This is a genomic window from Sphingobium sp., from assembly GCF_049304695.1.
Classification (GTDB): domain Bacteria; phylum Pseudomonadota; class Alphaproteobacteria; order Sphingomonadales; family Sphingomonadaceae; genus Sphingobium.
The window spans coordinates 144,259-158,017 of the sequence record NZ_JBAQOK010000078.1; the positions used below are offsets into that span (position 1 = coordinate 144,259).

Here is a 13,759-nt window from a genome sequence, read left to right on the forward strand (position 1 = left end):
TCGGGAACCGAAGACCAGCCTTTCAGCTTCGCCCTTCAGACCGGTGCGTTCACGGACAATGATGGCGATGCATTGACTTTCTCGGTCACTCTCGCCGACGGCAGCCCGCTGCCCGCCTGGCTTAGCGTCGCAAATGGCGTGCTCTCAGGACAGCCGCCGGCAAACTTCAATGGCATTCTGGGCCTGCGCATCACCGCTAGTGACGGCCAGGCCAGCGTCAGCGACGCGTTCGATCTGGTGATTGCAGGCACCAACGATGCGCCCATGGTGGCGCAACCGATCGCAGACATGGCCTCGAGCGAGGACAGCCCGGTCGACTTGCTGCTCCCGACCGGAATCTTTACGGATATCGATGGGGACGTGATCACGCTCGTGGCCCATCTGGGTGACGGTTCACCACTTCCGGCATGGCTATCATTAGATGGTGCCCGGTTTACCGGCACCCCACCTGCCAACTATCACGGGACCATCGAAATCGAGGTCCGGGCGAGTGATGGCAACGCAAGTGCCGCCGACACCTTCGCGCTCACAATCACGCCGCTCAACGATGCCCCGGTCGCGGCTCTTGCCCTGGTCGATCGACAGAACCTCGAAGACCAGGCCATCGACTTCACCATTCCATCAGGCGCCTTCAGCGACGTCGATGGCGATACATTGACCTTGTCCGCCACCCTTGCCTCGGGTGATCCGCTGCCGTCCTGGCTGCAGTTCGATGCCGGCCGCTTCACCGGTCAGCCGCCTGCCAACTTCAACGGCCTCCTTAATATCGTCGTCGCCGCATCGGACGGGGTACTCTCGGCGAGCGCCACGTTCCGCCTGATCATCGATCCCGTCAACGATGCGCCTGTTGTGGTACAGACGCTGGCAGATGTGGCTGTCGCGGAAGACATGGCGATCGACATCGCCGTCCCGGCCAGCAGCTTCAGCGATATGGATGGTGATGTGCTCACTCTGAGCGCACGGCTTGGCGACGGCGCGCCGCTGCCATCATGGCTGGTCTTCGCAGGCGGACGTATGACCGGAACGCCGCCTGCCAACTATCATGGGTCCATCGAGATCACGGTAGAGGCAAGCGATGGCAGTGCGAGCGTCACCGACAGCTTCCTTCTCACCGTCACGCCCGTCAACGATGCGCCCGTGGTGCTGACGCGTATCGCCGATCATGAGTACGCAGAGGACCAGGCCATCGACCTGGTCCTGCCTACCGGTAGCTTCGCCGATGTAGACGGCGATGCGCTCGCTCTCTCCGCCACGCTGGCCAGCGGCGACGCCCTGCCCTCCTGGCTCGCCTTCGATGCGGCAACCCGCCGCTTCACCGGCCAGCCTCCGGCTAATTTCCATGGCACGCTGGAGATCCGCGTTACCGCAAGCGATGGCACAATGAGCGTTGCAGACAACTTCATGCTCGCGATCAGTCCGGTCAACGATGCTCCGGTCCTGATCGCTGCGCTGCCCGATGTGAGCCTCTCAGGCGCCAATGCGATCGATGTGGCCCTGCCCCTTGGCAGCTTCACCGATGTCGATGGCGATGCGCTGTCTCTCACCGCGCGGCTCGCTGGCGGAAATCCCCTGCCCTCCTGGCTCGCCTTCGACGGCGCGCGCTTCACCGGTACGCCGCCTGCAGGCTACACCGCGATCGACATCGAGGTCATCGCAAGTGACGGCAGCTTGTCCGTCTCTGATATCTTCCGCCTGACGCTCGATGCCTCCAGCGGGGAAAATGACGCCCCGGTGCTGCTGCAGCCACTTGGGGATGTCGCCACCGTCCGCGGCGCGACGCTCGATGTGACGATACCTGCGGGCGCCTTCAGCGATCCCGATGGCGATGCGCTTACCTATACGGCAAGCATGGCCGATGGCTCGACCCTGCCTTCCTGGCTGAGCTTTACAGATGGCCATCTGACCGGGACCGTGGGTGCGGGTGCGCTTGGCGACTACAGCATCCGCATCACCGCCAGCGACGGAAGTCTTTCGGCAAGCGACACGATCACACTGGTCGTCGGCATGCTGCCGACCGGTCCCGAGTACACGCCCTCGCAATGGAGCCAGTTTACCGAGGGCAACGACCGCATTGTCGGTCGCGGCGCGCAGAATGCTGGCATATGGGCGCTGGGCGGCGACGACTATATGACTGCCGACGCCTGGGCCGTTTCGCTGCACGGCGAAGACGGGAACGATATCCTTGAGTTCATGTACTATAGTGGCTCTGGCGACGGCGGCGCAGGGGCCGATACCTTCATCTTCGACGGCTTCTCGCTCCTCGCCGGCGGTGAAGCGGAGACCTGGGCGGCCATCGCCGACTTCACCGATGGTGTCGATCGCATAGGCATCGTCAATGGCACCGGAGGCATCGAGGGTTTCGCTGAGCTCGCGCCGCACATGATCCAGAACGGCGCGAACGTCGACATCGTCCTCGCGGGCCTGCCCGCGATCGTCATTGAGAACATCACGCTTGCCGACCTTGATGCCTCGGACTTCATGTTCGGTAGCTGGGCAACATCGGGCGGCTTCGGACCGGCTCCGACAGCAGGGGCGGTTCCCTGGCCCACGACGACGGCCACGCGCATGCTGAGCGATTGGCAGAATATCGGCAACACGAGCGAACGGATCCTTGGCAACGGTGCGAGCGGCGCCTCTGTCGATGCCCTGGACGGCGACGACTATGTCACGGCCGACAGCTGGTCAGTCAGCGTCTATGGCGGACGCGGCAACGATGTTATCGAGTTGTTTGGTACCCAGAACTACGCCATGGGCGGCGCGGGCTACGACTATTTCGTGTTCGACTCGGCGATGTTGGAGGCAGAGGCCTGGGAGGAGCTCTGGGCGACGATCGGCGACTTCCACGATGGCGCCGACAAGATCGTTTTCCTCAACGGCTCCGACGGTCTCACCAGCTTCGCGGACCTCGCACCGTTCCTTTCGCAGGACGGGGACGACGTGAAAATCGCAATCAATGGCCGTCCGGCGATCCTCGTCGAGGATGTCGCACTCTCGAACTTTGGTGCTGACGACTTCCTGTTCGTCAATCAGCCCTCCGCGCTGAACGCAGGCCTCAATGGCCAAGCGCTCCGGATCGGCACGACGGTCGGACTTCAGACGATTTCGGCAAACGGCTATTCGAACGTGACCGTCACGGGGACCAACCGTGCCAACACGCTCGATTTCACCAATGTCACGCTGACTGGGATCGTCGCGATAAACGGCCTTGACGGCGACGATGTCGTCATGGGCTCCACTGCCGCGGATACGATCCAGGGCGGCGCGGGCAATGACACGCTGAACGGTGGCTCCGGCAACGACACGCTGGTGGGCGGTATCGGGGACGATGCGCTCAGCGGCGGGCTCGGCGACGACCTGTTCAAGGCAACAGGGACCGGTGACGGGTATGACGGCGTGGACGGCGGCACTGGCAATGACACGATCGCTGCGCAGGCCAACAACACCGCCATCGGCCTTACGTCCCTGTCCGGCGTCGAAACAATCACCGCCGGCAGCTACACCGGCGTCTATATCCGCGGTTCGGCAAATAACGATCTCCTCGACTTTGGCGCGTCCACGCTCGTCAATATCACGCGGATCGATGGCGGAACGGGCGATGACACCATCTTTGGTTCTGCCGGAAACGACACCATCCTGGGGTCTGCCGGAAACGACAACTTGTCGGGCGGTATCGGAAACGACGTGTTCCAATTCACTGGAACAGCTGCCGGAAACGACACTATCGACGGCGGCGCAGGCACGGACAGCATCGTGGCTCTCGCCAACAATGCAATCATCCGTCTCGCCGCCTTTTCGAACATCGAGACGATCTCGGGTGGAACCTATAGCGGCGTCACGATTGCCGGCAGCGACAATGCCGACAGCTTCGATTTTACGAGCGTGACGTTGAGCGCCATCACGAAGATCTCCGGTAACGCGGGTGACGATCTGATCGTCGGCAATAGCGCGGCGAACGTCATCTCCGGCGGAGACGGTCAGGACACGCTCTATGGCGGAGACGGCAACGATACCATCACGGGCGACGCTGGCGACGATGTCCTGGTCGGGGGCGCCGGTAATGACAGCCTTAATGGCGGCGCGGGCATCGATTGGGTCGATTATTCGGCCTACACCACCAACCTCAGCATCAGCCTGGCGGTCACGACCGCGCAGGGCGTCGCAAGCGGCGAGACTGACACTATCACGAATGTCGAAAATGTGCGCGGCGGCGCGGGCAACGACACGCTGACCGGCTCGAGCGCAGCCAATATACTGGAAGGCGGGGCAGGAACCGACACACTGAACGGCGGCAGTGGAAACGATACCCTGCTGGGCGGCTCCGGGAATGACGGCCTCAATGGCGGTGACGGCACCGATATGCTCGATGGAGGAGATGGCGATGATATCCTCAACGGGGATGCCGGGAACGACACGATCCTTGGCGGGGCGGGCAACGACCAGCTCAATGGCGGCACCGGCGCGGACAATCTGAACGGAGGCGAAGGAGACGATACGCTCACCGGCGGTGATGCTAACGATGTCCTGGCTGGCGGTTCTGGAACCGATCAGCTCTATGGCGGGATCGGCGACGACATCATCGATGGCGGCGATGGCAACGATACCATCACCGGTGACGCAGGCGCCGATCAGATTGCCGGCGGCGCGGGCAATGACAGCATCTACGGCGGCGATGGCAATGACGTGATCTATGGCGATGGCGGCAACGACACCGTCACCGGCGACGCCGGCGACGATTTCATTGCCCCGGGAACCGGCAATGACATGGTCTATGCCGGAGGCGGGACAGACACCCTGTCCTATGCCACCGCAACTGCGGCTTGGGTCGTCAACCTTGGCGCCAATTCCGCGACTTCGGGCGCGGAGACCGATGGCGTATATGATTTCGAGAATGTGGAGACGGGGTCAGGTAATGACGTCATCATCGGCAGTGCGGCGGCCAATGCGATGAATGGCGGCGGCGGCAACGACCGGCTGACGGGCGGCGCAGGCAACGATGTGATCAACGGTGGCGCCGGATCGGACATTGCCGTGTTCGCCGGGATATCTACAACCTATTCGATCTCAACTGTGGGCGGCAACATACAGATCGTCGACAACGCCGCCTCCCAGGACGGCAATGACGGCACCGACAGCTTGACCGGCGTCGAGATCGCCGAATTCAAGAACGGCGTGCAGATCGGCCTGGCTGCTCCCATCCTCCTCGATCTCGATGGTGGCGGGGTGACGACCGTATCCGCGTTGGCTAGCAGTGCTGCCTATGACATGGATGGCGACGGGATTGTCGATGACACCAGCTGGATGGGCGCCGGCGAGGGCATGTTGTTCCTCGACCGCGACGGCGACGGTACGCTCAGCAATGCCGGCGAGTTCAGCTTCGTGAACGACCTGCCCGGTGCAGCCACCGACCTTGCAGGATTGCGCGCCTTTGACAGCAACGCCGATGGGATTCTGTCGGCCGGCGATGCCCGATACGCACAGTTCCATATCTGGCAGGACCGGAACGGCGACGGGACGGTCGATGGCGGCGAGATCACGACGCTCGGCGGATCGAGCGTTCAGTCGATCAATCTCACCGGCACCGCCGTTGAGGGCAAATTCGACCTCGGCGAGACCGTGATCGTCAATAAGGGCAGCTATACCCGGGCCGATGGTTCGGCGGCCGAGTTCGTCGATGCCGCCCTCACCTATTTCTCCAGCACCTCTCCTGCCGTGGCGAACGAATTGCCAGACAGTGGCATACCGAACAAAGCCGATGCGGGGATTATCGACCCGTTTGTGGCGGCCGACCAACTCGCGACAGCCCTTGAAGATGGCCTTAGCAATTTTGCCGATCTCGCAACCAGCTCCGCAGGCCGCGACCGTCTGATCCGGATATCCGAGTCACCCCCTGCCATCGTGAAGCTCTTCGCTAGCGAGGGAAGCGAGACTCTCGACAAAGTGGCGGATCAACAGCCCTTTGCGCCTTCAGACCCGACCCGGATCAACCAGACCGTTGCTTCCATGATCCAGAGCATGGTGACATTCGGAGCCCAACCGGCAGGCGAAGGTCTTACGGGCTGGAAGCAGGAGGCGACAAGACCTGTCGACTTCTTCGCTTAATGGGCGTGGAAACGCACGGACCGCAGCATATGGGAGCCGAAGTCCGAGAGGAGTTCGGCTCCTGTCGCGGATGCGGAAAATGCAAATCTCAGGCGCTTGATCAACGTTGAGAATATCAACGGTGGGGCAACGAGAACGAGCGCAGAAGATGGCCGAGCAGACCGCGCCGCTTGTCCATGTTGCGATCGAGACGATGGCCTGACGGAACAGGCCGGCTGATTGAGGAAAATCTACTGACAGTATGAGCCGCCGACTACGTCGTCCGTGCCTAATTGCGTGACGCTTTATAACGCAATAAATGTTGAGTAGTGCATTTGCAGTGCTCATTAAAGAAGCGCGATCAATGATATTCTGTCATACTGAACAGAAAGATACTTTCATCGCCAAATGATGAGATCAAACTTCAACGCGCCAAAACTTACATTCAAATTGATTGTTTTTTACTCGTCACAGAAGCGATTGACTTGGCCCCTTGACGGGATAATAGGTGATCCGGGGAATGAGGCGCAGCGTTTTTCCGCGCCGTTCGGGGGCTGGCAATTTCGATGTACAAGACTCTTGCTGTTGGCGTTATCGGCCGTCGGTCCGCGATCGCGACCTGCACGCAAAATTGTGCGGCTATGCCCCATCTTTTCGCTTTTGACCGCGTTTGATCCGATCGGGATCGAGCCATGGCGCGTTTTTGCTACCGGTATATCGGCGGCCTTGCCGTGACGGCGTCAGCCTTGTTGCTGACAGGCAACGCCGCTGCCCAAGGTCCTTCGCAACGCCTGAACAAAGCGCATGATGCCTATCCAACCCCGCGCATTGCCTTTGACGAAGAGCCAGTGCCGCCGCCTGCCGACGATAGTCTCTCGGCCGCTATAGCGGACAGCTTTACATCCAATCCAGGGCTAGGCGCGCGCCGTTATGATTTGCGGGCAACCGACGACGAGGTCGGCATAGCGATGTCCCAGACGCGTCCGTCGGCACAGGTGCAACTGTCAGGTGGCTATGAACTGACATTGCCCGGTGCAATCACTCAGGCAAACCGCCCCCTCTCGGACCGCCTCAACGACCCGAATATCGAGCGCAACGATCTCGCATCCCAATTTGTCATAGACCAGCCGATTTACACGGGAGGCCGTGCATCAAGTGCCTTGCGTGCGGCCCTTGCCGGCAGCGCAGCTGGAAGGGAAACCTTGCGCGGAGCCGAGGGTGATTTGCTCGTCGATCTGATCGCAGCCTATACCGATGTGCGCCGCGACGGCCGTTCGCTTGCAATCCGGCAGCGCAATCTACGAACTTTGGAAGCTACCCTCGACGAAATCGTCGCGCGGCGCGATGCTGGTGAACTCACCAGAACCGACATTGCGCAGGCTGAGACGCAAGTACAGGCGGCACGTGTGCAGCTCAATGCCGCCGAAACCCAGCTGGAATCCAGTCGCGCGGCGTTCACGGCCATCGTCGGCCGCGAGCCGGGCAATCTCGCGCAAGAGCCGGGGCTACCGGATTTGCCTCGCACGGCCGACGAAGCCTTCGCGATGGCCGAAGCGAGTAACCCGGATCTTGCCGCCGCCATTGCAACCGCCCATGCATCTCAGGAGCGGATCGCTGCGGCGCAAGCGGAAGGCCGTCCCGAACTATCGATCAGAGGCACGGCCGGCACGACCGGCCCGGCCGCGCATTTCGACCGCGCAGACCAGGACGTCACATTCACCGGGCGCGCCACCCTGACGATCCCTCTGTTCGCGGGTGGTCGTATCCGCTCGGCCGTTGCCCAGGCTCGCAATCGCCAGACTGCCGACACGCTCCGCATCGAAGCAACCCGGCGGCAACTGGTCCAGGCGATCGTCAATGCCTGGAACCAGTGGGTGACGGCTGATCGAAATGCATTGGCGCAGGATTTGCAGGTGCAGGCCGCCCGCATTTATTATGAGGGCACGCTCGAGGAGTATCGCGAAGGGCTGCGGTCCACTTTCGACGTACTCTACGCGCAGAATTCGCTCAATGAGACGCAGATCGCCCTGCTAGGCAGCAAGCGCGACCGCTATGTCGCGCAAGCCATCCTCTTGCGCCATCTGGGCCAACTTGAGACGAAGCGGCTGCTTGCCAACCCGCCCGTTTATGCCCCGGACGATTATCTCGAAAAAGTCGAGCGGCGCAGCGCCGTCCCCTGGGGCGGCGTCATTCGCACGATTGACAGGCTCGGCGCTCCGAGCGGCAGGCCTCGCGCCCCTGAGATGCCCGAACCGCAGGCAAGCGCCCTTCCTGCGGCAGCTTCGCCCGCCCAGGCACCCCTGGACCTCATGCGCGGCGGACCGACTGCCTCAGAAACCCGCTCTCCTTCAACCGCCACCCCGAGAACCAAGCCATGATCCCCGACCAGGCAACTGAACCTTCAGCCGAGACGGCGGGGCAAGACGACTCGGGCCTCATTGCCTATGCGACGCTCCTTGCGCTTCACCGCATCGCGGTGGACCCGGCACAGCTGCGTCATAGCCTTGGCCATGACCGCGGCGTAGACGCCGACGATCTCAAGCGCATTGCCAAGCGCCAGGACGACGTTCGGGCTAAATCCGTTCGCTCTTCCTACGACAAGCTGCGGCAAACACCCCTTCCCGCACTCGCCAACGGCCCGTCAGGATGGTTCATCATTGCCCGGATCAGCGACGATGAAGCCCTGATCCAGCCGCCATGCCACAGCTCGGAAGGCGTCCAGCCCCAGATCATGAAGGTCGACAGGGCGGCGCTCGAGGCCATGTGGTCGGGCGAACTTTTGCTGGTAACAACCCGTGAAGGCATTGGCGGCGTCACGCGCGCGTTCGACGTTTCCTGGTTCATCCCCCAGATCGTCAAATATCGCCGCCTGATCGGTGAGGTGCTGCTGGTGACGCTCGGCATCAATCTTCTGGGCCTTGCTTCACCGCTGTTCTTCCAAAATGTCATCGACAAGGTGCTGGTCCACAATACGCTCGACACGCTCACGATCCTGGTAATCGGCTTTGGCGTCGTCTCGGTGTGGGAAACTCTTTTCGGGTGGCTGCGCACCCGGCTCTATTCGGAAACCAGCCAGAAAATCGACGTCGAGCTGGGCGCCAAGCTCTTCCGTCACTTGCTTGGCCTTAACCTGGCGTATTTTGAAGCACGCCGGGTCGGTGACATCGCCATGCGGGTACGCCAGCTCGAAACCATCCGCGAGTTCCTTACAAACTCGTCGCTGACCGTGCTGATCGATCCCCTCTTCACGATCGTCTTCCTTGTGGTGATGTGGTTCTATTCCACCCAGCTCTTCCTGATCTCGATCCTGGCAATCCCGGCCTATGTCGCGGTCGCTGTTTTCGTCACGGGTCCCCTGCGCGCGCGCATCGAGGAAAAGTTCGAGCGCGCGGCAGCCAACAACGCGCTCCTGATCGAGAGCATCGGCGGCATCCAGACGGTCAAGGCCGGCGCTGTCGAACCGCAATGGCAGGATCGCTGGGAACGGCAGCTCGCCGGCTACAGCTTCGCCAGTCAGAAGGTCATCAACCTTGGCAATACCGGCAGCCAGCTGATCCAGCTCATCTCCAAGATCAATATGGTTCTGATCCTTTATTTTGGCGCCAGGGCGGTGATCGATAAGGACCTGACCGTAGGCGGCCTCGTCGCGTTCAACATGTTTGCGCAGCGCGTATCGGGCCCGGTGATCCGCATGGCGCAGCTGTGGCAGGATTTCCAACAGGTGCGGATCGCGATCGAGCGCCTGGGCGACGTGCTCAACCAGCCGGTGGAACCCGGTACCGGTAGCCGCGTCGCCCTCCCCTCGCTCAAGGGCGAGGTGAAGTTCGAAGGCGTCAAGTTCCGCTATGGCCTCGATGGCCCCTGGACGCTCGAAGACATCGATCTCACGGTCGCGGCGGGTACCTCGCTAGGCATCGTCGGCTCCTCCGGCTCGGGCAAGTCGACGTTGACCAAGCTGCTTCAGCGCATGTACGTGCCCGCTGCCGGGCGCGTGCTGATCGACGGTGTCGACATCGCCCAGATCGACCCGGCATGGCTGCGGCGGCAGATCGGCGTCGTTCTTCAGGAAAACCTTCTGTTCAACCGTTCGATCCGCGAGAATATCGCGCTCGCGAACCCAGCCCTGCCGCTCGAAAAGGTGATGGCGGCGGCCGAACTGGCTGGCGCCCACGAGTTCATCGTGCGGCTGCCGCAAGGCTACGATACGCCGGTCGAAGAGCGTGGCACCAACCTGTCCGGCGGCCAACGTCAGCGCCTGGCCATTGCCCGCGCGCTGGTGACGGGGCCGCGCATTCTCATTCTGGACGAGGCGACCAGCGCGCTCGATGCCGAAAGCGAGGAGATCATCCAGAAAAACCTCAAGGCGATCTCCGCCGGCCGTACGGTTATCATCATCGCGCACCGCCTCTCTGCCGTACGGCAATGCGATAATCTTATCTCACTGGAAGCTGGCCATATCGTGGAACGCGGCAATCACGAAGAACTGTTGCGGAATAACGGGCGCTATGCGGATCTGCATCGCCGCCAGAGCGGTGCCGGTTTCGCACGAGGTCCCGAGGCATGAGCGCGTGGCGTCATCATTGGGATGTGCTCAAGGAAGCCCTTCGGGCGGATCGGGAGTGGCGCCGAACCTTTGTCCCCTCGCGTGAGGCCGATTTTCTTCCTGCCGCGCTCGAGGTTGCCGAACGTCCTGTGTCTCCCACGGCGCGGATGGCCGCCTGGATTCTGACGATCGGTCTGCTTCTTACGATCCTGTGGACCGTGTTCGGGAGGATCGACGTCGTCGCTTCTGCGCCGGGCAGCGTGATTCCGACCGGCAACATCAAATTGGTCCAGTCACCTGGAGCAGGCGTTGTTCGGGCGATCTATGTACGCAACGGCGATTTTGTGCGACGGGGCCAGGCCTTGCTTGATCTTGATCCAACGCTTGCCGGTGCCGACCTCGCCTCCGCGCAGAAGGCGCTGGCGAGCACCGAACTCGACATCGCCCGCAACCGGGCAATTGCCGACGCTCTATCTGGCAAGGGTTTGCATTTCACGGCTCCCAACGGCACGCGGCCTGAAATCGCGGAGACCCAACGCCGCCTGATCGCCGCGCAACTTGCCCAGATCGAGGCAAGCGCTGCTGGCCTGGCGGACGGGCGTTCCTCTGCCCTTGCTGACGTGACTGCGGCACGAGCATCCGCAGCCCGCCTTGCCGACACGGTGCCAATACTCGATCGCCAGATCGCCCGCATGAACCGGTTGGACGCGAGAGGGTATGCACCTGGACAGCGCTTGCTGGAACTGGAACGCCAACGGCGATCTGAAGCGGGCGATCGTGAAATCGCTCTGGCCCAGGTCGATCGAGGCCTGGCCGAGGCGCGCAAGCTCGACCAGCAGCGGCGCGAAGCCCGTGAGCAAGCCCGGCATACGGCGCTCACTGACCTTGCAAAAGCAGAGGCCGACGCAATCCTGCGTCGTGAAGAAGTAACCAAGGCGACCCAGATGAACCGTTTCCAGCGGCTCGTTTCATCAGTCGATGGAACGGTACAAAGCCTCGAGGTCCATACCGTGGGAGGCGTTGTGGAAGCCGCAAAGCCATTGATGACGGTAGTGCCCGCCAGCGGTGGGCTGGAAGTCGAAGTCCGCATCCTCAACAAGGATGTCGGCTTCGTTCGGGTCGGACAGGAGGCTGCGGTGAAGCTCGAGGCGTTTCCGTTCACGCGCTATGGCACGATTCCTGGTCGTGTTCGCTCGATCAGCCGCGATGCTGTGCAGGATAAGGACCTCGGCCTGGTCTATATTTCCACCATCGCGTTGGCGCGGAGCTACATAGACACGGATGGTCGGCGGACCAGCCTCGCCCCCGGTCTTGCCGCAACCGTGGATGTGAAAACGGGAACGCGGCGTATCATCAGCTATCTGCTTAGCCCTTTGCAGACGAGCATCGCGCAGGCCGGGCACGAGAAATGAAAAAATATCGTGGCGAGATCCGCACCAAAGTTATCATGGGGAATAAAGCTGTGTTTTGGAGCATAAAGTGGGGTTCCAATCATTTTGACGGCCGCATGCCCCGGCGCGGTCGAATAACTGCCGCCGCAATTCTCATGAGCAGCTGCGCGGTCTCAGCATGCACTCCAGCAACCTCTTATGTAGGCATTCCCTTACGGGGCAACATTGAGCCACAACTACAAGTGCTGGCATCAAAGGCTAGCAGCGGTGATAAAGCGGCCAAGCTAACCCTCGGAACCAAGTTTGAAACGGGCGACGGGGTAGAACAAAATCTGCGATTGGCCCGCCATTTATATCTCGAAGCTGCGACGGATTCGGGCGGAACACGAATAGTGTACGTGCCGGCAGCAGGTCGCCATAGCCGCAGCATGAGCGTACCATTCGATACCGGCAAGAGAAATCCAGGGTTGATTGAAGCAAGGATTCGCTTTGAATCGATTGACCAAGAAATTCGAAAGCGCGAACGCCAAGATCGAAACGCTAGGACGCGCTCCGATCGATTTTCTAACGATTTTCCGGTCAGCGAGAGTGAACCTTCGATCTTGCTCGGCGCCGGCGACAGGACGGTACCTTACACCAGGCAAATTCAGCCTTCACTTAGAGTGGGCTCCCGACGGACTGTAAGGGGCCTACTGAACGTTGTCGATATGCATGGCAATGACTCCCGGATTTGTAGGGCGCTCGCACCCGCGTTTAAGTTAGAATACCAAGCCAAAACAGTCGAATGCACCGCTGCGGTTTATAGCCTAAGACGGGACGATGGCCCGCCACGCACTGTGTATGGTCTTCAAATCACGTTTGACCCTGAGCGATCCCAGCAGCTGCTAGACGACCTAGATATCGTTTATCCGGACGGGACGACGGTTCTCCAGCCCTCACCAGAAGATAGTAGGGATGAGGGAAAAGACATGTGCGGTTCTTTTGTCATCGCCGAGGTAGGATCAGGGACAGACAATTTCGATGTTGTTATTGCACCAAAACAAAAGCGTAAAGTTGATGGTAATTTCGATCGAAGTTGCCCTAATGATTAACGCAGTTAACGCTGTCGTATATACTAAAGAAAGGGTATCCGATTAATGATACGCCGGCCCAGTGATATCGCATACGCTATCGCTATAACGATAGGCCTTAGTAGCTGCGGCCCAGTTGCGCAAAAGTCGGAAGGCACCATACTCATGACCTCACCTGAGACAGATCTCGCTATCGCGTTCGCGAAGCGCAAGCTCGTTACTGGGGAAAGTGGTGTATGGGTACGAGAAAGTGGGGAAGCGCGCCGCGCTTTGTTCCGGAGAAATCTGCAGATAACGGGAGAGGCTGGCCAAGAGTCAGTCACGCTTCGCGGCGAGGTTATCGCCGGGAACGGCCAAGCCCAACGCAACAGATACGAAGAACTCATGACGGCGGTCGACAAGGGCCGATTGAAATCCATGCAAAAGATCACAGAACTTGACCTTATCCCGCTTGACCAAGGCGGCAATGTCGCAAGCGTTCGATTTCTGGGATCGAAAGATCAGGCTATGGAATGCGAAATTATAGGCTTCCACATGCCCACATATCTTGCTCGGTGCAATTGGGCCGAAGGAGATGGATCATTCAGCATAGAGGGTGACCATCGAGTCTTGGCATTTATCGTTCAGCACAAGAATGATTTGTCTAAAACTTGGAATGCGTTGGAGGGGGAATAAAG

Annotated in this window: 6 protein-coding genes (1 of these 6 cut by a window edge); all 6 read left to right on the forward strand. The window is 60.7% G+C overall.

Translation table 11 applies throughout. The features are described from left to right. Positions 1 to 6,099, forward strand: partial view of a tandem-95 repeat protein gene (locus WA070_RS13945; RefSeq protein ID WP_422634528.1) — the 3' end only. It extends 25,263 nt beyond the left edge of the window; the window shows 6,099 of its 31,362 coding nt (coding positions 25,264-31,362); its start codon lies beyond the left edge, outside the window; it ends in the stop codon at positions 6,097 to 6,099. A gap of 671 nt (positions 6,100 to 6,770) precedes the next feature. Continuing rightward, a complete protein-coding gene (locus tag WA070_RS13950) occupies positions 6,771 to 8,456 on the forward strand; it encodes a TolC family outer membrane protein (RefSeq protein WP_422634529.1) in 1,686 nt (561 codons plus the stop codon). Further along, on the forward strand, positions 8,453 to 10,642 hold the full coding sequence (locus tag WA070_RS13955) for a type I secretion system permease/ATPase (protein WP_422634530.1): 2,190 nt from the start codon (positions 8,453 to 8,455) through the stop codon (positions 10,640 to 10,642). The genes WA070_RS13950 and WA070_RS13955 overlap by 4 nt, the downstream gene beginning before the upstream one ends. Continuing rightward, on the forward strand, positions 10,639 to 12,033 hold the full coding sequence (locus tag WA070_RS13960; protein ID WP_422634531.1) for an HlyD family type I secretion periplasmic adaptor subunit: 1,395 nt from the start codon (positions 10,639 to 10,641) through the stop codon (positions 12,031 to 12,033). The genes WA070_RS13955 and WA070_RS13960 overlap by 4 nt, the downstream gene beginning before the upstream one ends. Next, positions 12,030 to 13,103, forward strand: coding sequence for a hypothetical protein (locus tag WA070_RS13965; protein WP_422634532.1), 1,074 nt, complete (start codon positions 12,030 to 12,032; stop codon positions 13,101 to 13,103). The genes WA070_RS13960 and WA070_RS13965 overlap by 4 nt, the downstream gene beginning before the upstream one ends. Before the next feature lie 144 nt (positions 13,104 to 13,247). Next, a complete protein-coding gene (locus tag WA070_RS13970) occupies positions 13,248 to 13,757 on the forward strand; it encodes a hypothetical protein (RefSeq protein ID WP_422634533.1) in 510 nt (169 codons plus the stop codon). Positions 13,758 to 13,759: the final 2 nt, after the last annotated feature.

Excerpts from the sequence above, each read along its gene's own strand:
- WA070_RS13950 (WP_422634529.1), top strand. The coding sequence starts at position 6,771 with ATGGCGCGTTTTTGCTACCGGTATATCGGCGGCCTTGCCGTGACGGCG.
- WA070_RS13955 (WP_422634530.1), top strand. The coding sequence starts at position 8,453 with ATGATCCCCGACCAGGCAACTGAACCTTCAGCCGAGACGGCGGGGCAA.
- WA070_RS13960 (WP_422634531.1), top strand. The coding sequence starts at position 10,639 with ATGAGCGCGTGGCGTCATCATTGGGATGTGCTCAAGGAAGCCCTTCGG.
- WA070_RS13965 (WP_422634532.1), top strand. The coding sequence starts at position 12,030 with ATGAAAAAATATCGTGGCGAGATCCGCACCAAAGTTATCATGGGGAAT.
- WA070_RS13970 (WP_422634533.1), top strand. The coding sequence starts at position 13,248 with ATGACCTCACCTGAGACAGATCTCGCTATCGCGTTCGCGAAGCGCAAG.